The following is a 25927-nucleotide window of genomic DNA, read 5'->3' as shown; positions in this document are numbered from 1 at the left end:
AAATTAAGCCTCTGATGACAATGACAATCACTGTCTATCAGAGGTTCTTAAATCTTAGAACTATCGATTAAAAAAGGACCAAAATCCCTTCTTTTTTTTCTCTTTGCCAGCAGTTGATAACCAAAAACGAATATCATAGCTTAGGTCTTGATTTTCATTTGCTAATTTCTGAAGTTTGCCTCGAATTATTTCCCTCTCAGAATCATCTTTAGCTGCTTCGAAATCATTAAAATGGCTTAGGACAATATCCTTGATATTTCGAATTAGGAGTTCTCTTTCCACTTGCTTATAAGCTGTTATACGATCCTGTGCTGCATTTATATACATATTTAATGTGACTGCATGAGATGGATGCTTTTCTGCTAATTTCGAAAATTCGATTACAACGGACTCTTTTTCTTGAATTGATATATTTGGAGAAGTCACTTTATCATACAAATCAGATATCTTCAGGTTCAATTCATTAATGTCATCATTAGATTCCATAAGTTTTTCGGTGGCTATTGATATACGTTTTTCTATTTCCTCAAAAAACTCACCACTTTCAACTGTGCTTTGAAATTGCTCGAATTTTTCCATTTTTCTCATCAGTTTAATCAATATTTCATTATCTTGATCTTGTGTCTTAGTATTTTTCGATAAACTATTTCCATATATCAGTTCCTTCAGCTGCGGTAAAGTGTATTCTGAACCTTCACCGGTTAAACCATGTATCATTTTCATTTTAAATACAGAGATATAATTGTGCTTGTAGGTTTTTGCATTACCATCTCCGTATTCCTCTGGATTGATGTATTGAAGTAATACACGCCTTTTGTTTTTTACGACGTGAGGTTCCGTCTCAAGAATCTCGGCTATTTGATTTGAAATATACAAAGTATCTCTATCCATTGAAAGAATTCGATCTGTAAAAAGGCGATCCAACCAACCTCTTTTTTTATAAATTTCAAATAATATTGAATTTCCGTCAAAAGCATCAATTAATACTTCTCTCATTTCATCTCGTCTTGATTCTTCAAACTCTTCTTTAGTTATAATCTCATCCATATGTAGCACCTCTCTTATTAAAAAGTTCCGTAAACACTCTATAAGCCTATTTTACTAGAGTATCTAATGAATAAAAAGAGTTAATTCATACTAATTCAGTTTAAATTTTATCTAGGTATATTCGATTCATAATCGAATCAATTCGGATATAATCGAATATAACCGAATAACATCAAGTCTGAATACGACTGAATATTTTCGTTTTATTCATCTAATCTTTTATCAAGAATTATAATAGAGTTGCAATGTTATTTTCATATTATTATAATCCAATCCAAATAGAATATCACAAATTCGCATTCATCCGAATATAACCGTATTTATCCGAGTAACAATTATACGAATAAGCCTGGTTAAACACCGTTTATCCATTTAGAAATTGAGATTTGTTGGTCATTTAGAGGGAGATTCCCAAACATACCGAAATAATTATAATGGTATTATAATGTTATTGTTATAATATTAAGATTTCATAATAAAAATCATTAACCCAAAGGACTAGCATTCAGTGAGATAACATACCGAAGCAGTAACGGTTGGAAAATTCAACAAAAGGAGATTCTAGAGAGAAGGAATGTACAGAAGCAGTTGATAGTGACAAGATGAAGCAGGGCTGGTATACCTGCTGTTAAATAGTACGGGATTAAGATAACGGGAAGTATAGCGTGCAGGAAATTACGAAACCCATTTCACAGCTAGTGAATGATGAATTGAGGATTGGGAACGGCTGTTAATGCAACGATTCTGCAACTTGCCGTTAGAGCCATTTCCAGGAATAACAACAAAACGGACCGGTAAGTTCCACATCATCCGCTAAGCTATTAAATCCCCGGGATTTTCCGAGTCAGAGCTTGAAAACACCGTGAAAAACCTTGAAGTTGAAGTACTGGCAATTGCTGCACATTTTATTGCCTAGCCATTTCGCAATATCGGATCGCCGGAGAAAACGCAATTCATGAGACGAAAAGGGATCGTGATCCAACCGACAGCCCAACATCTCAATTAGAATCGTTGGGGAATCAAAAGCTAACACCGTTTATTGATCTGTTAAAGCGAATGTGATCCAAGTTGGTCCATCCTTTTAAGAGGCCTCTTACACAATCGACGGTATCCAGATGTCAGAATAAAATAAAGTGTTAGACTGAAAAATAAAGTATTAGACTGACGGAAATGGCCGTACTCGGTCGTGTTTACTATCCAGCATTTACAATAAATAATGTTGTTTAGGTACTTGTTTAAGGGGTATATCTTGGAGGCCGGAATATATGACCACACATTTTGGGATAAAACTACGCAATAGAGAAGGTGGATTTAAACTAACAGTCGATAATTATGTGAAGATGAGTGATAAAGATACTGCCACTTTGTCTGAAGAATTAAAGCTTAAGTCAGAGAAGGTTATGACTCGTTTTGATCTCAATATGAGATATTTCAAATCTCTGGCTTGGGACAAATTTAATGAAGAACTGAGTAAGTTCGTAACCTCGAATAATTTTTATGAAATTAACGATCTTAATTATGTAGAAGATATTGCCGGGCATTATGTCATGGTTTTAGATGAGTATTGTCAAATTTATATTGGGACCAGTAGTCGTGGTCATGGTATAAAAGGGAGGATACCACAACATTGGCGTAAGCAAATATCATTAGATCAACTAAGAGGTGAGGACAGCGGTTCATTAGCCATAGGTAGTTTTAGGCCTTTAGATACTACAAGAATTTTTGTGTGCCCTGACGATGAGTATAACTTTTTTGAGGATTACACATTAAATGAGTGTTTTGAAGGTCGATTGGTTGCCAAATTCCCCGTAGATTATTGCTCGAATCAAAGTATGGTGCATATACCAAAAGAGTATTTCTTTGAAAGGCTAAGAGAACGTGATCTAAGGGATTTAAAGGTGTATACCAAGAGCCATTGACTGACTGCATTAGACAGATTATTTAGGACAGAACCCTCTATATAGATCGCTATAACTGTTGTGGTGAATCTAATACTTTATTTTTCTTTTTCGAGTGATTGAGGGAAAGAAAATGAGCTGAGTCTAATGTTTCTCAACTGTTATAACGAATCAAAAAAAGAGCATCTGAAAGGGATTCAGATGCTCACAAAACAGGTTTCTATTTATATGAATTCAAAACATCCTCACCAAAATTCTTACCGGCTTTCCGTGGTATTTTGGGTTCAGATACAGAATTCGGACTAGTTACGGCTTGAAGAATTATTGGAATATCAACGGGTTTAATTTGCTCTTCTCCTGAATTTTTATCATTATTGAGGTTTTCATTAGTTTGAGATAATTTGCTATACGAATCATTATGCTTGTCCACCACTAAAGGCTCTGGCATAACATGTAAGTTTTCATTATGCATGAGGGAGGTTTGTGGGTCTAAATGATTCGACAAAGGTTGAACGGCACCATGACCATGATGTAGTTGTTCTTTCATCATTTGAATATTACGTTTACTCGGGACGTAGTGTTGAAGATTGCGTAATCCATTTTCAGCAATCTCTTTTTCAATTAAATACCTAATTGAGTCACTATAAATCCCTTGCATATTCAGCCATTGAAATATAAGAGGATCTTCGTCTCTCTTCATTTTTAATACGTATGGTTTTCCAGGTACCGCATCAGTCGGCTTCAAGCATTTTCACCTCCATTAATTATACTTTTGATGCTATGTTATTCACGTGAAGCTGCAATCCTTTTTGTCGTTTCTTTAAAATCTTCCTTTAATTTAGAATAAAGAGGACTCCGGACAAACCAGTCTAATCCTTCTGCATTTAAGGTTACTGCATACTGTGCAGGAACATAAAAGAGTAGTATACGGTTGTTATCCGCTAGAGTTTTAAGTTTCGGCAATATGCTTTCCTTCATGAGAATACTACCACCACCGTATACAACTATTAGATCAATTTCATTTGCTCCAATTTTTAATACTTGATCACTAACATGCTGCATAATTTGATTAATTTGGTTGTCCAAATGTGGTTTAAACGCCTGTTTTGCTTCTGGTAGAAATTTGTGTTTTTTATTCGAAAACCCACTAATCAAAATTTCACTATATTGTTGACGAGAAATAGAGTTAAATGCATGCGGAGCCAAAACAAGCAAGTCATCTACAGCTTCTACAATTGCATGACCAACACCATGGTTAACACCGTGACAAAAATCCTTATCAACAGCATCTCCCTTAGTGTACGGAAAATCAGAAGTCCCATCACCGAGATCTACATGGAGTATGTTTTTACCGTCCAGGTAGCTTCCATCAATTTCCCCCAAATTGTATTCCAAAGCAAATTCTTCAAAAATCCCACCATTACTCGGTTTTACTTTTTCTTTTGAATTAGTTTCAGTTTTATAATTTTCTGTTCTCCAATTACTTTCCTGATCCATTTGTAATGCAAAAACAGGTGGTGTGCCCTCTTGCAAGACTTGTACAAATTCAAAATCAATCTTTACATCTACTTTTTTTGTCAATCCTAGATGAACGGTAACGTTATGACTACCATTCATAAATTTACTTTGTAGTGTTTCGATATTTCTTGGTGTGTGCTGTTTAACAGGCAGAGCAATAGCTTGGTCACATATTACTGTAATGGATTCAGGTAAAGTTCCTGATTCATTAGCTTTCTCAACAGCGCGAGCTGCAATTGTACCGAGAGTATTTATGTATGGAATCATTTGATCTGATTTTGCATTGTTTCCTTTTACGTAAAGACTCGAAACATTTTCCCCTTCTGTCTTTAACGCATGACGGCCAATGAGATATGTTCCCGTTAAAACTGCCGAAGATATGATCGAAACTACTAAGTTATCATAGATGTTTTTAAGATTCTTTGATACATCCGTCTCATCGTCAGTCCATGGGATAGATACAGCACTAGCGTATACGTTAGGCTGCCTTATCAACTCACCATCAATAAATATTGCTTGTTCACTATTGCCGATATCATTACCTACATTAAATTGAAGTTTCATTGTCTTACCTCCCAATATATTCTATCGATCTACCAAGATTGTAATCTCTTTTATAACACTAGTCAAATGAAATGATAATATGATTTAAACTTCATTATAATATTATTTAAACTCTATTATAATACTATTTAAATGATTATCGCATTAAAGAATAAAGGTGAGTATAATCGTCTTTACTCAGATAGAATCACTAGAATATACGGATTTATCCGTACAAGTACGTTATCAGATGAATTAAAAGTAAATTGATGATTGCTCTTGTAGCTGAATTTGTATTACTATGTGGCTATTGAAGTGCCAAACCTACAAAACGCTTCATTTTTCAAATACCAATTTCAAGGAGGGAATGGATTTATAAATAGTAAATTTTTTTTTGCATCTTTAGATCGTATATCATACTTTTTTGAAGTTATTATTAGTTTGTACATCGTATTTTTATAGTAGCTTACATCCTTGTTTTAAATGGTTTTATATCAGATTGTATATCTGATCTAACATTAGTCTTTACATTGAATATCTATTAGCGCCTAAAAATGACTTAACTCAACTTCACACATGGATTGTTTTTGTTTTTGAATTCGCGACTAACACCGAAATTTAATTAGATGCAAATCAACCCCAACCCACTCATGGATCAAGAAAGGAGTTTTGTCCGGTGAAGGAACAGGAAGGGGGCTTAAGAAGCGCCAATACGGTTTCTGATGAAGGCGGAAAGAGAAAAGCACGCTCATCAGGCGATTATTCTCTAGGTGATGTCATTGCACGCTTAGGGAGCAGAGACTGGCGCGTTCTAATAGACCTTTATTTATGTAGACTGATGCCACAGTCAGTAGCGGTAAGTATGTTCTTTTTAGACAGTCCCGATCAGCATTATCCTGAATACGATTCAGCTGATGATAATAAGAAAGCTACTCTAGATGAAAAAAATAGGCGGCGAGCTCTAATTAAGGCTCGTAGAAATTTTCAAGAACTGCGAAACGGAGGACTAATAGAGTCAACAAATATGATTCCAGATGAAACTGATAAACCTATTCATAAGCGTGGTCGAATAAAAGGAGAAACCTGGTATTATCTAACGGCAAGAGGTCTTCGAATTGTAGAGATAAAAATCGGTGTACTAGAAGAATCAAAACTTTCAAAACTTGAACTTGATATGGAGAGAGCAAATAAAGAACACTTTTGGGAGTTAGGGAAGGTATATTTGGATCTACGATATAACTGGATGGTCAAATTTCCCGAATTTACACAGTTTCATGATTGGGATTGGCACCCTGCCTTTTCTGTATATTCCGATAATGATATTATGTCCGTTCGGCCAGATGCTGTTCTCAGAATAGGAGAACAGGTTTTCTACGTAGAATTAGATCGTTCGACAGAACCTGTACAACGCTCACCATTTTATACTGATCAAGTGTCAATCGAGAAAAAATTGGAAAGATACAGAGACGTTTTGAAATTATCAACCAATAAGATTCAACGCGGGGGGATCATTGCTTTCATTCTTCCAGAAGCTATTTATAAGACGCGTCTGGAAAATATTAAAAAAGCAGCCGCTCTGGTATTTCCAAATGAGGAGAAACGTGAACGTGTCCTTGTGGGAAAAAATATAGGAGATATTATAATGTCGTTGCAATAAACGACTCTGATAATATAAAGATGTAAAAGATAGCAAAAGACGAAAAAATACACTACATATTTTCCCAATACTCATATACTAATTAATATACCGATGTGATATTATGTTACTTAATTAGGTTAAGGAGGGCTGGTATGTGGGTAAGAATCGCTTATTTTTGCTTTTGAGTATTTTGGGGGTATTTTCACTGGCCACATTGTTATTTTTGGTTCGAACATCGGAACCTGTTAAATCATTACCACCACCACATGAAAAATCTAACTATGCTTATTGGTTGTAATTTGGATTATTCAATAGATTCGTAGATTGAATAATTCGAAACAGTCGTATATTAATATATATAGTGAATTACTAATATACGACAATTATTTCTTTGAAGGAGGTGAACGTTTGAGCAAAAACAAGAAAGTCATTATAGCGAGTATCGGTATATTGATCGCCTTAATCGCAGCTGTCTTATTCTTACGCACACCAACAAATAATGAAGCTGTGCCTAAAGCTACGACCCAAGTGAAAAAAGAAGAAATACCAGAAATACCACCACCGAAAGATTTAGATAATACTCACGAGAAGATAGTATCGCTTGTGAATGATGTAGGTGTGGAAATAGCAAATACTGCACCTTCTCTTTGGCAAAAGATAGTAGATGCATGGCTATGGTTTGAGGTTTTCCCAGCCAGATACGCAGTTATACTTCTCGTCGGAGCAGTATTGATCATTGGAATAATAACAGGAGGTAAAAATAAAAGAAGTCAACAAGGCAGGTGATAATCGTTGAGTATTTTCAAAAAAAATAATAAGAATACGAATGCAGACTCCGAAGAAACGGCTCAAATAGAGAAGACGGATATTGTAAAAAAAAAATCTGACAAATCTATAAAACCGAGATCTCCTAAGTCGATGGCAGGGAAAAAGGTGCTACGAACTGTTATTTGGGTAGCTGCAGGCTTGATTTTCCTCAAAGGGACAATCGCATGGACACAAGGCACTCGGATAATTAATGAGACTAATATTTATGGCACTAATGAATCAAGTGTTACTGATTCAGTGAAAGGATTCGCTACGGACTTCGCGACTGAATACTTCAGCTGGGATGCAAACTTTACTGCTGATCGTAACAAACGTATCGAAAAATTCATTAAAGGTATTGAATCTGACATGGGCCTCAAGTCATTAGATGTGAAAAGTTCTTCTAAAGTATCTTCTGTCGAAGTTTACGGATCGAATGTACTAGATGAAAAACACATCGATATAACCGTGATAGTGTGGAGGACTGTTTCTAAATTGCCAAATCAAATCGAAGCAGCAAAAGGGACAGCTGAGATACCTGAACCAGTTCGAAAAAAAGCGTATATGGTTGTTCCTATTACGTTAGCAAAAGAAGGTCCTGTGATTGAGTCTTATCCCCGCTTCGTATCAGAACAATCAAAAGGGATCACAGTGGATCAGAGCCATCTGGTTTTAATTGGAGAGAGTAGCTTAATAGAAAAGGGCACTGAATTAGCTGATAGCTATCTGCGTTCATGGTACGAAGGAAACGTCTCTCAATTGAAATACTTCTATGCTGAAAATGTAAAGTCGCCTACTTCATTACAAAAGTCTGAATTCAACTACGACAGTTTGAAAAAAGTATCCGTTTTCAAGGTCCCTGATAATGGTGGAGTAAATGAATCCGACGTCTATCAAATCAACGCTGACGTAATTGTTAAGAGTGACCTTGAGGAACCATTTAGTAATTCTTGGTCCTTAAGTGTTATTGAGAAGGATGGGAAGTTATTCGTTCTCTCTAATGGCATTCCTCAAAACGAAAAAGCCAATGTGGTTGACAAATCATCGAGTAATTCTAGCTCTGAAAAAAGTACAGATGAACAAGTACCCGCTTCAAACATGTCAAGTAATGATGCAATTGAACCGTCAGAAATCGACGCAGTCATTAATGATCCAATCGAAACTGATATACCATAACTTAATTATTGAGAGTGAGAGGGGATTTAACCATGAAATTTAATCGTGAAATGTTTCTTAAATTTATCCTTATGTCCATTGCTTTGTTTACCATCGTTTCACCAGTTTTTGCAGAGGGAGTCGGAGAAAAAGTCGGTGGCTCCATGGAAAGAAACGTTAACGCACTTATCCCTGGTATTCTACTCGCCATTTCTATTTATTTCATATTTGTACGTGACTGGATGAAGTTTATCAGTTTCATTGCAATTACAATTCTTGTCGCAGTCTTTACAAATTGGACTTGGGTAAAGGCACTTGCTTCAAAAGCTTACAATGCGTTTTTGGCATAACCGATGAGCGATAAACCCGAAACACCACGCGTTACGGTTGCTAATTACACAAAAATTTGGAATCTAGACTGGGTGATATATGCGCTAGAGGGAAAGAAGCTTCCGATCCCAGCGAACTTACGTGTCGTTGGAATATTCGTAGCATGTGAGATCGTGTTTCTTTTTCTAGGAAAAACGATTCTTTTCTTTCTACCTGGTGCCTATACGGGGCTCTTCTTACCAATACTAGCAACTTGGTTAATTGCAAAACAAAAGTTAGATGGTAAAGCCCCACACCTGTGGCTTCTCGGCATGATTTATTTCTGGATGAGAAACAAACGACTTCACAGGTATAGAAAGATTGAACATAACAAGCGATATGGCTACGAGAGCAAAGTAGTCTATCGGATACGTAGAGAGCGTGGATAACACGCTCTCTTTTCAAAAGGAGGCTTTTACGCTTGGCGCTACCTAAAAAGAAAATCAGCAAGGTCAATATTGAATTTCCTATTTCTTATTTCGAAAACAATCTGATATTTAATCATGACAAAACCGTATCAGCCATTTATGAAATTGATTCATTTGTATATGACCATCTAAGTGATCAACAACAGATTGATCGGTTAATATCTCAAACGTCATTTTTGGCTTTAATGACGGGTAGCTTCCATATACTATGGCTGCCAAGTACTCATGACATTAATGATCACCATGAGCGATTGAAGGAACGACTCCACGGGCCTATGAAAAAGTGGGGGAAAAAAATAATTAATTCCATGAATGATTATTTAAATGAAAATTATTCCTCACAGAGTGGGACCAACAACGCTGACTATGTGGCATACATTGCTGTTTACCTACCTAAAAATGATGCAAAAGATATAGTAGAGCAAGTAGAAAATGCTGCTACCGAATTAAAAAAATTATTTCTTCATCCGAAAAGATTCATAGAGAATTTGACCGGTCTGAACGAACCCGAGATATTTGAACATGAATTCAAGTCCTATCAGATCAAAGAACAACAAATATTTGATCGACTTAGCCGTAAAATGAAAATCAAGCGCGGGAGTCATGAAACCATTGAATGGTTAATCAAGCGCAATTTCTGGTGGGGTATTGCAGATCCGGCACTACGATCCGTAGACAAGGATGGATGGAATCCAAAAAAATCTAAAGGTCTTCGAGGTGGACTGAACACAATCCTTTATGACTCTCGTCAGGTATTAACCCTTACTGAAAGCGACATCGATGCTTCAAGCCCGCGCAGGATTAAGATAACCCAACCTCATGAGGGCGTAGAAAAGCAAGTCTACCATGCCTATTTGACATTATCAGAACTTCCTGAGTCTATGGAAATGCCAGGTAGTGAGTGGCTCTATAGTGCTGCGACATTACCATTCCCCGTTCAAATGAGTGTCAAGGTAGAAGTGCTTGAAGCTAGGGATGCATTGAAGAAACTCAGCAAAAAGAAGATGGATATTGATAATCAAGTTAAAAACATCAATGATGCGGGCGCAGCTGTTCCAATTGACTTGCAAGAGAAGCAGGACCGAGCACTATATCTTGAGGATGAGTATAAAAAGCGCAAAAATCCAACTTTCCTCACACATGTAACCTTTGGTATATATAATACTGATTTAAACATGCTCAAGAGCAATGTAAAGATCATCCAAGATCATTACCGCGATTTCGGTAACATTCACGTAGAACTGCCTGCAGGTGATCAATGGTTACTTTTCAACGATTTTATACCGGGGTCCCCAAGATATGTATCTGATTACATACAACGGATTCCCCCAGAGACTTTAGCAGCTGGAATGATCGGTGCGACTCAAGAGCTTGGTGATGGTGTTGGATTTTACATTGGTACTACTGGCTCCTTGGAGCGACCTGTGTATGTTGATCTAAGACATGCCAGTCAGATTAACCGATCACCATCTATTAGCGAACACGGAACGTTAGGTGGAGGTAAATCAGTACTCCTTAACCTTCTCGGTTATCAAAATGCCATTCAAGGTGGTAAAACCCTTCTATTTGATCCGAAAATGGAGCGATCACACTGGCCTGATGCATTACCCGAACTCGAGGGACAAATTCAAGTTGCAACACTTTCTTCTGAGCCTGAGGATGAAGGGAAGTTAGACCCCTTTTTAATGTTGTCTAACATCGAAGACGCAAAAGAAGCAGCAATGGACATTCTTTCCTACCTTGCAGCAGTAAAGACGAACTCGATAGAGTATTCTTACATTTCACAAGCAGTAATGGAGACTGCAAGCCAACCAGCACCTTACTTAGCCAAGTGTATAATCATTCTCGCCGAAATGGGAAAGACTCGTCCTCCTGCAGCTGTTATAGCAGAAGTGTTAGATAGCTTTAAAAATCTATCATTTGCTAAATTGCTTTTCGGTAACGGTGAACAAAAGACTATAAACATGGATTACGCATTAAATATTCTTCAAATTCAAAATTTGAAAATGCCAGCCGTTGAAAAATTACCTGAGAACTATTCACTTGCTGAGAAAATGTCAGTCGCAACCATGTACTCCATTGGCCGATTTATGGATCGATTTGTTTACTTCGACCGAGGAATCTTTACTCTCGCAGCAATGGATGAGGCATGGGCAATTATCAGGACACAAATCGGTAAAGAAATGGCAGAGAAGGTTATTCGTACTGGTCGTTCTCTTAATGGTGGACTCCTGATTGCCTCGCAGAATGCAACAGACTATTCTGGTGATTTAGCTGGGAACATTGGCATGAAATTCGCTTTCAGAGATGCGGATTCTAAGAAAATAAAAGACACCCTGTCCTATTTTGGTCTCGAACATACACAAGAGAACATGGATGTGGTTAAAAATCTAGAAAATGGTCAGTGTTTAATGCAGGATATTTATGGTCGCGTTGGAGTTCTTACTGTTGATGTTGTCTTCCAGCATCTGTTTGATTGCTTCGATACTCGTCCACCGGAAGCAAACGATGATAACGAATTTGAAATCGAAGAGGAATCTGATTTCGCAATATTGCAACGTTTCTCTAAATATAACGAGGAAGTGGCAGCCACGTCGGAGGAGGATGATGATCTTGATCCGGATGATGAGGAGGATTAAGCTTCCCTCTAGGCAATCCATCGTTATTCTTGCAATTCTGTTTTCTATTGTCTTTATTACTATTCCAGCTCCTGTGACCCATGCTAACTCGGTGGATAATATGATACCTAGCTGTCCAAAGGATGATCCTGCATGTAAGAACCAAGCATCCGCGCTTTATAACAAGTACGGGGTTTCTAAATATGCTTTTCAAACATTGACCGACAAACGCTCAGTTTGGAATGTCGGCGCGAAGGCCGCGGATACTATAAATTCCATTTATGACCACACCCTTAGCACGGTATTTCTGATTGGGGTGCAGATCACCCGCTTCTTTAATTTTATCGTACGTGAAGCCTTCACCTTTGGCTTTATGAACACATTAATAGATGGCATTTCAGAAATGATTGGAAATATTACTGGCGTAAGCAACGGTTCAATGGGAAAAGGTCTGTGGGACAGCATGTTCGGTATATTCGCCTCCGCAACGCTGCTTTATATGCTTTGGCAAATGATTCGTTTTCGCTTTCTGGAGACCTTTCAAACAGCCATATCATTTTTACTGGCATTAGTTATTGTCCTAAGTTTCTTCTCTCAATCTGGCACTGTATTAAAATTCATCAATAATGCTGCTACCGAGCTTGGAGATACCATATATACTGCTCTTGCCGTACCAGGAGGGCTCAGTGGAAATACCTCTGACGGTATAACTGCTGTATCTAGTCAAGTATGGATGGAACTCGTAATGAAGCCTTACACCATGCTTCAATATGATGATGCATCAGCATATGAGAAGACTCCAGCAATCATAGATTCAGTTCTTAAAACTGATCCATATTCTGATGAAAGAATAAAGGCGTTAGAAAAGGCAAAAACCACATATCCGGCTGTAGCCAAAATACGTTCTGATGAACAAATGCTTATCCTTCTCTGTAATGCTATTTTCGGGTTAATTATCATAGGGTTTCTTAGTTTTTGGTCTCTCGCAACGATCTATGCTCGTCTAAAGCTGTTGCTACATGCTGTTTTCATGGCAATTACTTTATTAGCTTCGCTACTTCCGGGTCGCGAAGCGAGTTTATCAGTCGTGCGCAGTCAATTCATAAAGTTAATTGGACTATCACTAACAACTACAGTTACGTTCTTCTTCTTGGACTTATCCATAGTGATGGGCCATATGGCTTTCAACGTTGTCTATAACTCAGGAGCTGGTTGGTTTGTTGCAATGCTTGTGGATGCTATTATGATTTTCGTTGTATTTAAGTATAGAAACGAAATTGGTAATGTGTTTACTAAAGCAGTAGGGACAATCCCAATGCAACAAAAGGCAAAATCGACCTTATTGGATGCCGTACAAAGAAACGTAACACGCTCAATCTATAAGAAAGCTGGCGGGGCTGTTAGTGGAATGTTTAACCGCAAAGAACATGAGGGTGTTCCTAGTAAATTCAATCCGAACTCCATTCATAAAGCGGGTAATAACCTTAATGATGCAACAACTGCAAGCATGCAGCTCCGCTTTCAAAGAGAGAAAACTGCTGCAGAAGATCATGCAAGTGAATCCGGACAGCCTGTTCAGTACACTCCATTTGTCCAACGCGTAAATGATAACATGCTAAACGGGACAAAAAACCCATTTCGCGGCATGGACAAGGAGTGGAAAGAAGAAAAAACGCGGCTTAAAGAAATTAAAGATGATGGCGGAGATGTAAAACAAGCCATCCTTACACAAGGCGTAAATGAGGGAATGAACGACCAACAAGTAGCCTCGACCATGTACTCCAACGAGAATGCGATACGCCAAGCATCCATGTACATGATTGATCGCCCAAAGAAAGCTGTCAATCAAATGAAGCGTGCCGGAACTTTAAATAAGAACCGGAAGTTAGAAACAACGGTTGACGATTTCTGTATGATCGAGTTGTTCCAACGTTATAAGGTGGAGTATAAACAGGCAATTGACACTTCAAACGTGACCGGTGAACCTGTCAAACACACTGATTTTGTGAATAAGATGGATACCCGCTTCAAAAATTCCGGTCTAAATACGACCCAAAAAGTAAATAAATTCATGCTTTCGCGTAAAGGTCGTATCGCTGCAGCACCAGCTTTCCAAAGCATGCCTGAGTTTACACAGAAGCGGGATGATCTTCTTCGTGCTAACGAGGCGTTTATGAAGGCTACTGCTCCGCAGGAGGGTGTGCCGATGCCTATTGCTGAAATTAAACGCGCACCACTTAGCAATGGAGGAGTATCTAGATTAATACCGGCTCTGCCTAATGCGCGATCACCACGTGAATTACAACTCTCTAATTCTGGAGGAGTACCTTCAGTTGTAAAACAAGATATTCCTATTACTGTTTTAGCAAATGGTAAAGTTCAAGCTTCTATTGATATGACAAGAGTTAAACTACCGGACAATCTTAGAAAAAGCATGGACGAAGCTAAAGCGGGACTATCACGCACCGTTGCCGCACTCGAACCGGGAGAGAAGTTTCAAATTGATACCGTTGCTAAGACAGCCGTCCTTATCAATATGAAAGAAAAAGTGTCGGCCAAGGTATCCACTGACCTTAACACTGTAAGTAAAGAGCTAGAAGTAATGCGCCGTGCAAACGGTACGAAACTGACCGAAGCTACGGTAAACCATAAGCACAAAGAAATCGAATTAAAGGTTGCTAAAAACGCTCAAACAACCCGCACGCCCAAATTGAGGAAACGTGTAGAAAACAATAGCAGCAGTTAGGAGGGATTATCCATGGCCTCGCTCGACCAGGCCACGGAAATGGCGAAGGGTTTCTTGAAGCAGCGTCTTAAAGACCAAATTAGAAATCAGGTCAGCTCTCAAGTCGCAAATCATTTTGCCTCGTTCTGGTATGTGTATGCGATAATCCTTGCCATTTTCATATTCTTTTACGTCATAGCCGCGGCGATATCCAGTACACAAACACTCGCCGCTACTGCTTTTCTGTCAGAGAAATTCCTACCACCGCAAATCTATGTGCCAGACATAGAAAAGACAATGACTGATGACTTCGGAGAAAGGATCCATCCGGTGACTGGTATACAAAGTTTCCATAGTGGAATTGATCTTGGTATTCCAATCGGAACGCCCGTATCCAGCTCTACGGATGGTATTGTAAAGACGGTCAATTATCCAAAGACCACCGATTCAGAAACTGCCCAGAGTACTGGGATTTATGTAGCCATCCAAGCGAAGGACGAAGACATGGAAGGCATCGTAACCAAATACCTTCATTTAAGCGATGCATATGTGATTCCAGGCCAAGCCGTACTTAAGGGACAGATTATTGGGCTCTCGGGCAACACTGGGCGATCAACCGGTCCCCACTTGCATTACGAAATGATTCCTGATGGTACTGAAGCGATAGATCCCACGCCATTCATCGCTATTATTTCACAGGTTGTAGACGTGGCAGCTGACTCGGCATTCGAAGCGATGGAAGATGTTGATTGGTCTAATGTAACCGGATTTGGTTACCAAACCGATACCCAGCTTTATATCAGTAATATGTATATGGAAAGTGCGGCACCTGCTTTTAAAGAGCAGGGAACCGTCTTTACTCGTATTTTGAATGGAGGCGGACTGGTCGGCTCAGGAGGTGGGAATGGAGGGGGTGGAACAAGTGGTCCTGGTCCAGTTATAAATGTTCCCACAGAGTTCGGCACCCTATCCAACCCATTTTTCCTAAAATGGGCACAGTATGCAATGGATTCTGAAGTAAGGACAGGAATTAAAGCAAGTGTAACACTTGCTCAGATGGCGCTTGAGTCTGCATGGGGTAGAGTAGACATTTGCAATAATGTATTTGGTATTAAGGCAGACCGGCGATGGACAGGACCATCCTGTAGCGCGAACACAAGTGAGCAAAGCGGGGGGGCCTCTTACCATACAACTGCAAAGTTTCGCTCCTATTCGAGCTATGCGGAATCATTCGATGATCATGCGAATTTTCTTATCGTAAACCAGAGGTATACCACAGCCCGCTCCAAGTCTAACCCGTTTGAATGGGCTAACGAGCTGCAGAAGGCTGGATACGCTACAGACTGGCAATATGCAAACAAGCTGAAGAGCATCATGATGCAACACAACCTGACAAGTTTGGATAGGGACCGCGGCATTGACCAAGCTACTGGCGAGCGATGGAGAGACGTTTCTATTAACATTGTTCCTGTTGTTAGTAACCCCCCTATAATAGCTCCACCCACTCCTATAAATACGCCTGAAGCAGTTGAGAATATGAGTGATAAAGTGGTAGTAATGTTCGGTATTCAGCAGGCATACGGCAATTATGCACGTCATGTGTATCGAAGCAAACCTGATCCAAAAAAAGTTGAGGTCGTATCCTACTCGAATATGATAGATCCGTATACGAAAAAACCGATCATCAATTTGGTAAATTATAATAATGTGCTAAACTTATATAGTGGGGAAACAGAGGCGCCTAGTATCTATATCAAGGACGTACCTGATGCAATTTCTGTTACCCTTGAATCGGATTTAGCCGGAGACCTTCACGTTACAAACGTAGAATATATAAAGGGGCAATACTGATATGAGAGCTCAAATGATGGACAAGCTATTTCTTGAATCCTATTTGATGATGAATATGGAAATCACGTTTGTTGGAGTTAAAGCTTGGTTTGAAATGGCTGGCATGCCTATGGATGATGTATCGTTGTTCCGGGCGCTATTATTACCGGAGAAGATTGATAGCGCGCTGCAGCCCGAATTGACCCGTCTGATCGTATATCGTTACGAGGATGTGTTCTTCCAGGTTAATCGGACTTGCAATTCTACAGATGGTGATGCTGACCCGCTTCAGGATGTATACGATCCATTACACCAGTTCCTCATTCGTCTGATGAATACCCTGTCTCTTGCCGGCGAACAAAACGCCATGATTGATCTTGGGCTGGAGCTTAATCTGGACCGGAAGCGGGAGACCCCACTTTACCCTACACTTCACAGATTTTTTCAAACATCATAAGAACATTCTATCAAAGACCGACTCACTTGAGCCGGTCTTTTTTTATTGGAAACCCTTCTGTTACGAATACCCATAAACCAACTCCAATCACTAGATATTATGTTAAAATACACCTATCAAATCAACATAGAACGGAGAGAATCGATGTTCATCAACAAACTGAATGCTATCTCATACAAAGGCTTACGAGATCTGGAGGTCAACTTTTACCGGACAAAGACTGATAATCCACTTCAGATTTCTGTAGTTGTAGGCGACAACGGTATTGGAAAAAGCTCACTGCTACAACTAATTGCTGATATTTTTTGTCCAGAACAACGTTCAAAAAAACAGAAACACTCAAAATCATTTAAAATATCTTATGATATTTTAATCAACACTGAGGAAAGTAAGGGTACTGCTAGCACTAGCTATCAAATACCATATGAAAGTGATAGAGATTATCCAATTCATTATCCGACTAAACTAATCGTTTCATCTCATTCAGCGTTTGATCCTTATCAAGCTGAAGCAAGATATGTCATGCGTAAACGTCCCGATCCTAAAGAAACTAAATATGTTTACTGTGGTCCTAATGATCATAATCATTCAAGCCTTGAAACAGCCATAAATGCCATTTTGGATGCTTATAAATTCTATGATGAACGAATCTTAAAAAGTTACCGTACTCTTTTTAATAAAATTGGGTACGGGGAATTAATAAATCTAGAAGTGAATTTTGAATTCATTCCAAAACTAATAAGAGAATTAGATTTATTAGTTCAAGAAAACAATATTAACCAAATTTTTCGTGCAGAACTTGAAAGACATCTATTAATACTCGACGATAAAAGACGTTCATTTAAACGTACGAAATCAGGACGATGTTATTATGTTCCTATTGAAGCTTTAGATCTCTATTTTCTAGAAATGTTACTTGTGGTAGCTCCGTTGGATGTTCCTCAAATTATTCGAGATATCTGGTTTTTATCTGAGGATGGAGTGTCAGAAGTACCACTTTCAGAATTCAGTTCTGGAGAACTTACAATGATTTATCGATTCTTACCTCTCGTAATGGAGATTGAGCATAACAGTATTATCCTTATAGATGAGCCGGAGACACATCTACATCCAAAATGGGCTCAGGAATTCATTGGATATTTACTTGAACTCTTTGGAGACTTTAATACACATATTATTCTAGCCACACATTCTCCAATTATCATTTCAGACGTCCCGACTGAGAGTTTAGTCATCCTTGATAAAGCCAATGGGGTTATCTCACAACGGCTGCCGAACGATCGTACCTTCGGAGTTTCGTCTACAGATATTTTAAAAGATGTATTCTTTATGAAGCAGCTGCCTGGTAATCAATCGGCGGAATTGATTAAGCGTATAGAAAACCAATTGATAAGTGGAGATCCAACTCTAATAAGCGAAGCGCGCCAGTTATATTCTACATTAGGGACAACTTTTGAAAAGTATGAATTGTTTCAAAAATTCAGAAAGCATTTAGGAGAATAGAATGAGAAGTGTGCCTCTATTAAAAAAATATAAATTATATAAATTCACTAATCATTTTGTTACTGAGTTGTTCGAATGGGCATGCAAGAACCCTAAAACAGCTAACGACAAGAAGAACCTTATCAAAACGATTTCATCTAGTAGGCTGCTTAGTATTGCCAAAAAATATCCTCGGGTTCGAGCCGAGATGTCTAATTTATCGAATATTGATCGTATAGATCACATTTCATCAGCCTATCTTTACTATCAAAAGAACTATCAAGAAATAATGAGGGGACAAAAGAAAAATATTTTTATTCACGAGAAATATACGAAGATACTTCATAAAGCCTTCTCTTACTTTTATGAAGATTTAATCGATAATGAATTTTTCTGGAAGATATATAATCCAGGGAACGATTTTCTCACAAAAAGTCAATTTAGAGCTTCTATCCAATCGACTATTAAAATATGCTCCTATTGTGATATAAGTCTCATTACAGAAACGGATACTAATCTGGATCACTTTTTACCAATTTCCAAATTTCCATTTTTGGGCATCTACTGGGCTAACCTTATTGTTGCTTGCGTAAATTGTAATGGCAACTTAAATAAATCAAACAGATATCGTTTACCTGTTCTTCACTCTTACTTTGATGAAATCCACGAATCCGTAAAATTCAATTTTGATCATGATAAGCAAACTGTCCGACTGCAAGCAAAGAATAAACATGCAACTGTTGTGAGAAGTGGTTTCCGAGGTAGGAATTACATTTGGCTTTTGAAACTGGACACAAGGCTTGAGGATACCTGGCATACCGTAGAACAAACTCGCGAGAATCTGTATATGGCATTAAAAGGAATTTACAATAAAAATCCGTATTATAAGGAATACGCCGACTTAATTAATTGGTTTGCTGCAAATAAAATTATGCCTTATTATGGACAAACCTCCTTCTCAAAATTGAATTTAGATTATTGTGAAGATCGAAAAATAAACGGTTTCCAAGATTATAAAGATTGGTTTACATCAGAGAAAAATGCTAGTAATGCTTTTTTTGCATCGTTAAAAAAATGAAAGGTATACAAAGAGGAGTAAGGGTGCAGGCCTCCCAAACTCCTTTCCTATTGCCCGCTTCAAAATTTTCCTATATACTTGTTGTATTATGAAAAACCATTAATTATCTCCGCAGACACGTATTCAGTGGAGAAGGAGCGTTATCTTTTAGATAACAATTTATAGTGTAGCCTCGAAGCAGAAAGTGCATTCCAATTTCTTATTTGGATGTGCCTTTTTTAGCATTCGGGGCTATTTTTTTTGTCTATGTTCTGACAAGGGAGGAGTAATACGCACGTGGATCATATGAAAAAATATTGGTCACATGAACTGGATTGTATTCGCAAAGGTGTTAACAGACAGGACGGTTATCAGACCACGATCTCTCCCCATTACATAAACGACCGCTTTAACAATGATTCATATGCGGATCGAGTGTTTAGCGAGCTGGATATCCTTTGGGCAATTTCTAAAGGGCGGATCGTAGAGGGATATGATAGTGGAGAAAATGGTCGAAATGGTTCTAACAAGGGTCGAAACCCAGAACCAGAACGTACTATTGTCGGACCAGCTGTATCGGGTGATTATTGTGTGGTTATCGTGTTGATGAAGACCGGTACACGGTTTATCGTCAAAACAGTATTCCCCGCAGATCGCGACCGTTACACGAAACACATTCCGACTGGAGGTAATTAAAAATCCTATCTATTATTGAGGATGGTGATGAACGATGCCTACAAAAAATTCCGATCGAACAAAGGCTTTAGTTTTAATGTTCTGGATCATCGGTACTTGGATTGTAATCGATCGTTTATTCTTCGGTTAATTTGATTAGATTGTTTGGAGTAATTTAAAACCCATGATAAAATTAGGTCATAGGAGGGATGTTTATGTCTCACTGTGATCGATGTAGAGGAGAAATTCAAACTATGTATATTAAAAGCGAACGCCCATATGAAGGCGGGTTATTGGTAGTTACCGATGTTCCTGCAGAAGTGTGTGGGTGCGAAGAGGGACAACAAATCTTGTTAGGTGATGGTGCCATGATAGCAGGATATGCGAAACATCTCGCAAGTCTGAATATCGTCGGTAAAGTAGAGGTTTCGCTTAATGACCTGAAGGGTAAATATACAATTCAGGACTTCGTTTCCAAAAGCGTGTCACCCGCTTAGGAATTGGCTTAGGAATTGGCTTAATAATATCATATTGGATAGTAATTAGAAGGCGTCCCTGACGTCTTTTTTTTATGTCTATAGGGGGTAATTATTATGATTACACGTATATCGATTCAGTTAAACCAAAGCTTAGTTTGCGGTGGATGTGCTTTCGTGGAGCGGGATGGCCAAACGGAAACCATATTTTTTGATGTGGTTAAGAGTTTTCCAATCGCAGTAATTGTAGGCAGCCGCGGGAAACAGCTTACGGATAAGGATGCAGATTTCTACGAAAAATCGTTGCTCGAGTTATTTCTCAAGCACGACATTCCTCTCAAAATCGGGGCATACGCAGTATCTGCATGAAAATACTGAATTGAAGGGTGGTAATTAATATGAAACATGAACAAAAAAAAGTGTGTCTCCTCCTTAATCTTGGTGGATTCGAGGCACGCATGGATGAGAATTTAGAACTCGCTAAAAGATACGGGGAAACGGTTTATTCATTGACTGGTGAAGGATTGGTCAAAGTCGAAGAAGGGACTTATCTTGTTCCTACGAGTGTTCTCGTTCTTACTCCTGCAGAGCTTTTTATATGGGGTTCACAAATAAACGAGCAGCTGCACGAGGAAGGCTTTGAGGCAAGAGATGCTGTCATTTTAGCAGCCGGTAAGCAACATAGAGGTATCCTTCCTCTTGGCACGACTATCGCCCAAGGCATTAAGTTAGGGGCGTGATGCTGTGAAGCTGGATTATATTGCTTTCAAATGGCGCATAGATTTGCCACTTAACGCGTTAGTAAAGGCTTTTGAACAATTGAAGCTGCAACCTGATGCCAAGAAACGTAATTATTGGACCCGCTCTATTGGTGATCATCATCTGCAAGTGGAATATAGACCTGGCGTTAGTAATCAGGAACGATCATTCTTTTGGATCCGATGGCAACATGCAAACGGAAACACAGATAAGAGTGGTTTTGAGCGTTTGCTTGCCGAATGGTTTTATCTAGTCAACCAGTACTCGCCAACAACGGTTTACTGGATGCAAGCAGTTATTCATGTCGAGGAATTCCATTCACTATATGGATTCCAGGAATCATCACCACGAATTTGGACAAAAGAGGAGAAGCAGTATCGCTATTCTTTCTTTCCGATAAAGCCAGGCATCTATCATTTTGAAGTCCGGTGTAAAGATGGAAAGAAAGCGATCCAGCATCATCGATTTTCGACTTGGCTAGAGGAGATCAAGCATAACCTGCTCGGTAATACTCGCCCAGACGCTCAGATTCAATTTGATATTATCGCTGCCGGTTAACAGGCGGTTATCAAATGCAACATAGCAAGAAGTTGGAGGCAATTGGAAGGTTTTAAAAACCATAATGTAGGGAGGAAGCCCACTACCAAATGTACTGGGGAATTCCCTGGCATTTGGTTGGGCGAATAAAAATGAGTATACAACAGAAACTTTTGTTAATGAAATGTTCTCGGATGACGAAATCCCGTGAAACCATAAAGAATTGCACCGTTATTGGTCAACTCAGTTCACGGAAGTAGTTTGTAGAGAAAGTGGGAGCGCACTGCGCTCCCATTTCACATTTCTGAGACTAGGAGGATATAAAAATGTACGATAATGTCTCTGTTTTGAATAAATTTGTAGTTAAGGAAGTACGAGAGAATTACTACCAAACGTGCAACGCTGGTTCGCTGTCAAACAAAGAGTTGATGGTCACCATTTTGGCCCCGCTTCTACGGAATCGTCCAATTTCTACTACTGCGGATGATATCCTTCAGAAAGGGTTGCCTTATTTGGCCTCTTTGTCTGAATTTGAACTTTCAACAATATTCGGATTAGACGAGAAGAGCAGCTTCAGTCTGATGGCCATATTCGAATTTGCGAGGCGTGTTGGTAAAATCAATCTCTCTTCCCCAGTGTTTATCAGAACGGCAAAAGATGCCATTCCTTTGATCGAAGACCTTAAGTATCAAGATAAGGAGCATTTTGTTGCACTATTCTTAAATACGAAGAACATGGTCATTGGACGAGAAGTGGTTTCAATCGGACATCTAAACGCTAGCCTTGTTCATCCCAGAGAGCTGTTCAAAGCAGCCATTCGACAAGGTGCAGCATCCATCATAGTCTGCCATAACCATCCCAGTGGTGATACGACCGCCTCTCCGGAGGACATTGCCATTTCAAAACGAATCACTGAAGCGGGAGAAATTATCGGTATATCCATAATAGACCACATTATTATCGGTGGTCTTGGTGGCAACAGATGGGCTAGCTTAAAGGAGCAGGGTCTAATATGATTCCTATATTAGAATTCAAGATGGATTGGTAAATATTCGAAGCTAAATCATAGCAAATAGTCAAGGAAATAGGGAGATGGCGCATAGTTTGCCGTCTTCTTTTTCTATTTCAAGGAGGTAATACGAATGTTCGAAAATTTTCTGGTCCTATTCATAACGATCGTTTTTACGATCATGCTAATCCCAATTTGCATCACAATCCTACTTCCATTGGCCACCTTAAGTCGCTCCTTACTGGCGCAGTATAAAGGTAGATACCTTAATCGCTATTTCGTCATAAGTAGGCGAAAAGACGGTACCTACGCCCTTCACTTTCTTCCGTTTCTAGGCTTCTACAATCTCGGAAAAATAAAATTCCTCCGATTGTTAGTCGATGCGATCCAGAAGTTTGAAAGAGGCTATCCGGACACTATTCTAGTTGCAGAAACATTTCTCTTTCAATCTGCAACAAGGGCCAATAAAGCGAAGATCTTACCAGGCAGCCGAAACTATATTTTCAGGTTTCGGCTAATCATGGATTTTCTCATTCTCCTAAACCTAGCACATTACCGGAAAGAGAGCGGTCGCTGGGTATTCGCTGAATACATACGTGAAGTCCATGAGAAAGTTCCTGTGGAGTATATCATCAACGCGAGGAAGTAACTGAGGTGCATTCTGAGATCAAAGATGGATTCAAAGCATAAAAATTGGAGGTAATTCACTATGAAGCAATTAGATACGATTCAACTTTATCCCGCCGGTCGTCAAGTGAAGATGAGCGCCGGTTGGAACCATGCCTCTAATTCACTCGTTGGCCGTGTTGGTACTGTAGTCGCCTATAAGCCATTTAGCGTATTCGAGAAAGAAGATCGAAACAAGGTCGTCTTCCCCGACGGCAGCTATGTCATTTGCGATCGCGATTATCTCAGACCACTCATGCGTGATCTGATAGTTGAAAAGCTCGCTGGCATACGTATGACCGCTGTACGCACCTTCAATGCCATCGGAAGGATTCAATCCCGCTTCCTCTCTAGGATTGGAGGGTGACCGCATGGAGAAGGTTGAACAGATCGATTTGTTTGAGGCCCTAGAGAAAATTGAAGAACAACTCGCAGCTGCGATGAAGCCAGTACCTACTAGAGTAGTTAAGGTTGCATCGCCGCCTGTTTTCCCGGATCTAAACAATCCCCCTCTACCGAATAAGACTCTCTTACAAAAATGCATCGATACTCTATTATGGCCTTGGCACCTTCTGACAAGCTTATTCGGTCTTGGTATATGGGTTAATGTCTATACCGTAACTCGAGGTTTTGGTGGTAGAGAAAATGGTGGTTGGTGTTACCTAAAATATGAATGCGAGCATTCTGTTCAGGTCGGCGTCTGGGAAGTGGCTGCGATTCAGAAATATTGGGAGACGCAATATAAGATCAGCCATAAATGGGGCGATCTTTGTTCTAGGAGAGGTGGACAGGAAGTCGTCGTGCTTATTGAGAAGCGAAGGGCAGCAAGCCAGACTGCAGGAAAACCTCTGTTTGGCCCTACTGTAGCTCATACCTTTCCATACTCACTTGTTAAATAGCGTTTAATAGTAATTAATAGTAAGTAATATTCATAACCAAGGAGGGAAGCTCCGCTGTAACCATATGGCGGGCTTGCCCGCTTGGTACACGAGCGCTTTAATGAGCTATCTGTATGTATTGAATGGTGGGACAATATGAACCCTCAATTCACAATTAAAGCAATGCAAAAGGAGCGGGCATTCTTCCGTAAATTCGGAAAGGAAGGGTATACCTTTCTTACGGTTAAGGGAAAAAAACCAAATATCATCCAGAAAGTTACTTCGGATTTCATATATATTACAACCGGAAAGAGCAAGCGACCCAATCGCATTCCAAGAGCAAGCTTACGCCGTGCGATTGCCTATCTCTTTTATCGTCGTGTGATAACTCTAAAGGCGTTGATCAAGATCAATTCTTTTTCAAGCGCGCTAGCAGGGTTAATCAAAACGATCATGGTTGATATTTGTAAGGTTTCAGAGACGAAGACCGGTGGTGTTCGTCTTAGCTTGCGTGGCTTACGATATATTTTCAGTGGAGTAAGTAAGTCGAAAGACGATATTCGTATAGTTAAGCAGAATGGAGGTACTTTCATATTGCTTAATTTCGTTAATCTCCGTTCAGACCTTACAGACCGCTGGAAATTAAACCTTCGCCAACTCGGATTTGATTACAAATGCGTAATCCTAGATCCTGGTGCAAAGACCATAGCTGAAGCAGCACAAAAGGGGAAATTCATAAAACCAATCGATCTGGAATCTTATGCAGAATTTTGTAAACGACATTCCGATTATATATACCAGTTCCTAACGCTAGATATTATCGGAGATCCAGAGACTACGCGCAGAAATACGCACTACCTAGAGCAGGCTGTCGGACGAAAGCCTGTCCCTATCTTTCATGTACAGACTTCTCTCGATGTACTTGAGGAAATGGTAGAGGAGGATCACGATGTTATCGCTATAGGCGGTTCAGTGTTGGTTAGTCGAAGGAAGCGGGCGGATGTGTTTGCTGAAATCTTTCGTCGCTTCGGTGACCGTGCGAACTTCCACGCACTCGGTCTTGGGACAACTCGGTTGCTGATGCAATACCCATGGTTTTCTGCAGACGCGAGCTCATGGTTAAATGGTAGAATTTTTCGAACGTTGATCTCCTTAGTAGGCGACGTGAAGGCTCCTACGGGTATGACGAGTGAAGAGGCCCTAGGCTTTAACGTTAGAACGCTTGCAGCTCTGGAGGATCGATATGAGGATATACAGGTAGATTTTTCGCTGCTGCCGCCGGCTTTTGGCACTCCTCTATGTTGAAGAAGAAAATGGAGTAGGACAAACTTTTCATGTAATGAGGGAGTCCTTT

General features: G+C 39.4%; 25 protein-coding genes. 22 read left to right on the top strand and 3 right to left on the bottom strand.

Going from position 1 to position 25927, the window contains the following annotated elements:
• Positions 1 to 60: 60 nt before the first annotated feature.
• Positions 61 to 1047: a hypothetical protein gene (locus BK120_RS23125; RefSeq protein WP_076269870.1), complete on the bottom strand. Its 987-nt coding sequence runs from the start codon at positions 1045 to 1047 to the stop codon at positions 61 to 63.
• Between the two features lie 1265 nt (positions 1048 to 2312).
• On the opposite strand from BK120_RS23125, the gene BK120_RS23120 reads away from it, so the two are divergent.
• Positions 2313 to 2966, top strand: coding sequence for a hypothetical protein (locus tag BK120_RS23120; protein WP_076269869.1), 654 nt, complete (start codon positions 2313 to 2315; stop codon positions 2964 to 2966).
• A 199-nt stretch (positions 2967 to 3165) separates the two neighbouring features.
• On the opposite strand, the gene BK120_RS23115 is transcribed toward BK120_RS23120, so the two are convergent.
• Both BK120_RS23115 and BK120_RS23110 read right to left on the bottom strand, forming a co-directional pair.
• Positions 3166 to 3690 carry a hypothetical protein gene (locus BK120_RS23115; RefSeq protein WP_076269868.1) on the bottom strand — a complete coding sequence of 175 codons (525 nt, stop codon included), beginning with the start codon at positions 3688 to 3690 and terminating at the stop codon, positions 3166 to 3168.
• A 38-nt stretch (positions 3691 to 3728) separates the two neighbouring features.
• Positions 3729 to 5027, bottom strand: coding sequence for a ParM/StbA family protein (locus BK120_RS23110; protein ID WP_076269867.1), 1299 nt, complete (start codon positions 5025 to 5027; stop codon positions 3729 to 3731).
• A 655-nt stretch (positions 5028 to 5682) separates the two neighbouring features.
• Between BK120_RS23110 and BK120_RS23105 the strand changes: the two genes are divergently transcribed.
• The 21 genes from BK120_RS23105 (at position 5683) to BK120_RS23005 (ending at position 25878) form a co-directional block, all read left to right on the top strand.
• Positions 5683 to 6663 carry a replication-relaxation family protein gene (locus BK120_RS23105; protein WP_076269866.1) on the top strand — a complete coding sequence of 327 codons (981 nt, stop codon included), beginning with the start codon at positions 5683 to 5685 and terminating at the stop codon, positions 6661 to 6663.
• Between the two features lie 136 nt (positions 6664 to 6799).
• The gene (locus BK120_RS35475) at positions 6800 to 6943 is read left to right on the top strand and encodes a hypothetical protein (RefSeq protein WP_179089874.1); all 144 of its coding nucleotides are present in this window, start codon (positions 6800 to 6802) and stop codon (positions 6941 to 6943) included.
• Positions 6944 to 7053: 110 nt separating this feature from the next.
• Positions 7054 to 7431 (top strand): hypothetical protein, encoded by a 378-nt coding sequence (locus tag BK120_RS23100; RefSeq protein ID WP_076269865.1) that lies wholly within the window; start codon positions 7054 to 7056, stop codon positions 7429 to 7431.
• Positions 7432 to 7437: 6 nt separating this feature from the next.
• Positions 7438 to 8628 carry a conjugal transfer protein gene (locus tag BK120_RS23095; RefSeq protein ID WP_076269864.1) on the top strand — a complete coding sequence of 397 codons (1191 nt, stop codon included), beginning with the start codon at positions 7438 to 7440 and terminating at the stop codon, positions 8626 to 8628.
• Positions 8629 to 8660: 32 nt separating this feature from the next.
• The gene (locus BK120_RS23090; protein WP_076269863.1) at positions 8661 to 8957 is read left to right on the top strand and encodes a hypothetical protein; all 297 of its coding nucleotides are present in this window, start codon (positions 8661 to 8663) and stop codon (positions 8955 to 8957) included.
• Positions 8958 to 8960: 3 nt separating this feature from the next.
• Complete coding sequence (locus tag BK120_RS23085; RefSeq protein ID WP_076269862.1) at positions 8961 to 9365, top strand: TcpE family conjugal transfer membrane protein; 405 nt, start codon at positions 8961 to 8963, stop codon at positions 9363 to 9365.
• Positions 9366 to 9397: 32 nt separating this feature from the next.
• Positions 9398 to 12043 (top strand): ATP-binding protein, encoded by a 2646-nt coding sequence (locus BK120_RS23080; RefSeq protein WP_076269861.1) that lies wholly within the window; start codon positions 9398 to 9400, stop codon positions 12041 to 12043.
• Entirely contained in the window at positions 12027 to 14768 is a 2742-nt protein-coding gene (locus tag BK120_RS23075) for a CD3337/EF1877 family mobilome membrane protein (RefSeq protein WP_256711001.1), read from the top strand. The genes BK120_RS23080 and BK120_RS23075 overlap by 17 nt, the downstream gene beginning before the upstream one ends.
• Positions 14769 to 14780: 12 nt before the next feature.
• Entirely contained in the window at positions 14781 to 16598 is a 1818-nt protein-coding gene (locus BK120_RS23070) for a glucosaminidase domain-containing protein (RefSeq protein WP_076269859.1), read from the top strand.
• 1 nt (position 16599) lies between these two features.
• Entirely contained in the window at positions 16600 to 17034 is a 435-nt protein-coding gene (locus BK120_RS23065; protein WP_076269858.1) for a hypothetical protein, read from the top strand.
• A 144-nt stretch (positions 17035 to 17178) separates the two neighbouring features.
• On the top strand, positions 17179 to 18537 hold the full coding sequence (locus BK120_RS23060) for an ATP-binding protein (protein ID WP_076269857.1): 1359 nt from the start codon (positions 17179 to 17181) through the stop codon (positions 18535 to 18537).
• 1 nt (position 18538) lies between these two features.
• Complete coding sequence (locus BK120_RS23055; RefSeq protein ID WP_076269856.1) at positions 18539 to 19594, top strand: HNH endonuclease; 1056 nt, start codon at positions 18539 to 18541, stop codon at positions 19592 to 19594.
• A 276-nt stretch (positions 19595 to 19870) separates the two neighbouring features.
• Complete coding sequence (locus BK120_RS23050) at positions 19871 to 20269, top strand: hypothetical protein (protein WP_076269855.1); 399 nt, start codon at positions 19871 to 19873, stop codon at positions 20267 to 20269.
• Positions 20270 to 20502: 233 nt separating this feature from the next.
• Positions 20503 to 20745 (top strand): hypothetical protein, encoded by a 243-nt coding sequence (locus tag BK120_RS23045; RefSeq protein ID WP_256710993.1) that lies wholly within the window; start codon positions 20503 to 20505, stop codon positions 20743 to 20745.
• A 96-nt stretch (positions 20746 to 20841) separates the two neighbouring features.
• A complete protein-coding gene (locus BK120_RS23040; RefSeq protein ID WP_256710992.1) occupies positions 20842 to 21093 on the top strand; it encodes a hypothetical protein in 252 nt (83 codons plus the stop codon).
• Between the two features lie 29 nt (positions 21094 to 21122).
• Positions 21123 to 21464: a hypothetical protein gene (locus BK120_RS23035; protein ID WP_076269852.1), complete on the top strand. Its 342-nt coding sequence runs from the start codon at positions 21123 to 21125 to the stop codon at positions 21462 to 21464.
• Positions 21465 to 21468: 4 nt separating this feature from the next.
• Positions 21469 to 22041, top strand: coding sequence for a hypothetical protein (locus BK120_RS23030; protein WP_083682346.1), 573 nt, complete (start codon positions 21469 to 21471; stop codon positions 22039 to 22041).
• Positions 22042 to 22346: 305 nt separating this feature from the next.
• Positions 22347 to 23036 (top strand): JAB domain-containing protein, encoded by a 690-nt coding sequence (locus BK120_RS23025; RefSeq protein WP_076269851.1) that lies wholly within the window; start codon positions 22347 to 22349, stop codon positions 23034 to 23036.
• Between the two features lie 702 nt (positions 23037 to 23738).
• The gene (locus BK120_RS23015; protein WP_076269849.1) at positions 23739 to 24062 is read left to right on the top strand and encodes a hypothetical protein; all 324 of its coding nucleotides are present in this window, start codon (positions 23739 to 23741) and stop codon (positions 24060 to 24062) included.
• Positions 24063 to 24066: 4 nt separating this feature from the next.
• A complete protein-coding gene (locus BK120_RS23010) occupies positions 24067 to 24594 on the top strand; it encodes a hypothetical protein (RefSeq protein ID WP_076269848.1) in 528 nt (175 codons plus the stop codon).
• Positions 24595 to 24729: 135 nt separating this feature from the next.
• Positions 24730 to 25878, top strand: coding sequence for a hypothetical protein (locus BK120_RS23005; protein ID WP_076269847.1), 1149 nt, complete (start codon positions 24730 to 24732; stop codon positions 25876 to 25878).
• Positions 25879 to 25927 lie beyond the last annotated feature (49 nt).

The sequence above is a fragment of the Paenibacillus sp. FSL A5-0031 genome (assembly GCF_001956295.1).
Taxonomy (GTDB): Bacteria; Bacillota; Bacilli; order Paenibacillales; family Paenibacillaceae; genus Pristimantibacillus.
The sequence above is the reverse complement of the archived record's forward strand: the minus strand, read 5'-3'. Positions and strand labels throughout refer to the sequence as shown.

Bases quoted from the DNA above. Each gene is read 5' to 3' on its own strand.
- BK120_RS23125 (WP_076269870.1), bottom strand. From the start codon at position 1,047: ATGGATGAGATTATAACTAAAGAAGAGTTTGAAGAATCAAGACGAGAT.
- BK120_RS23120 (WP_076269869.1), top strand. From the start codon at position 2,313: ATGACCACACATTTTGGGATAAAACTACGCAATAGAGAAGGTGGATTT.
- BK120_RS23110 (WP_076269867.1), bottom strand. From the start codon at position 5,027: ATGAAACTTCAATTTAATGTAGGTAATGATATCGGCAATAGTGAACAA.
- BK120_RS23090 (WP_076269863.1), top strand. From the start codon at position 8,661: ATGAAATTTAATCGTGAAATGTTTCTTAAATTTATCCTTATGTCCATT.
- BK120_RS23085 (WP_076269862.1), top strand. From the start codon at position 8,961: ATGAGCGATAAACCCGAAACACCACGCGTTACGGTTGCTAATTACACA.
- BK120_RS23075 (WP_256711001.1), top strand. From the start codon at position 12,027: ATGATGAGGAGGATTAAGCTTCCCTCTAGGCAATCCATCGTTATTCTT.
- BK120_RS23070 (WP_076269859.1), top strand. From the start codon at position 14,781: ATGGCCTCGCTCGACCAGGCCACGGAAATGGCGAAGGGTTTCTTGAAG.
- BK120_RS23065 (WP_076269858.1), top strand. From the start codon at position 16,600: ATGAGAGCTCAAATGATGGACAAGCTATTTCTTGAATCCTATTTGATG.
- BK120_RS23060 (WP_076269857.1), top strand. From the start codon at position 17,179: ATGTTCATCAACAAACTGAATGCTATCTCATACAAAGGCTTACGAGAT.
- BK120_RS23055 (WP_076269856.1), top strand. From the start codon at position 18,539: ATGAGAAGTGTGCCTCTATTAAAAAAATATAAATTATATAAATTCACT.
- BK120_RS23045 (WP_256710993.1), top strand. From the start codon at position 20,503: ATGTATATTAAAAGCGAACGCCCATATGAAGGCGGGTTATTGGTAGTT.
- BK120_RS23040 (WP_256710992.1), top strand. From the start codon at position 20,842: ATGATTACACGTATATCGATTCAGTTAAACCAAAGCTTAGTTTGCGGT.
- BK120_RS23035 (WP_076269852.1), top strand. From the start codon at position 21,123: ATGAAACATGAACAAAAAAAAGTGTGTCTCCTCCTTAATCTTGGTGGA.
- BK120_RS23025 (WP_076269851.1), top strand. From the start codon at position 22,347: ATGTACGATAATGTCTCTGTTTTGAATAAATTTGTAGTTAAGGAAGTA.
- BK120_RS23015 (WP_076269849.1), top strand. From the start codon at position 23,739: ATGAAGCAATTAGATACGATTCAACTTTATCCCGCCGGTCGTCAAGTG.
- BK120_RS23010 (WP_076269848.1), top strand. From the start codon at position 24,067: ATGGAGAAGGTTGAACAGATCGATTTGTTTGAGGCCCTAGAGAAAATT.
- BK120_RS23005 (WP_076269847.1), top strand. From the start codon at position 24,730: ATGAACCCTCAATTCACAATTAAAGCAATGCAAAAGGAGCGGGCATTC.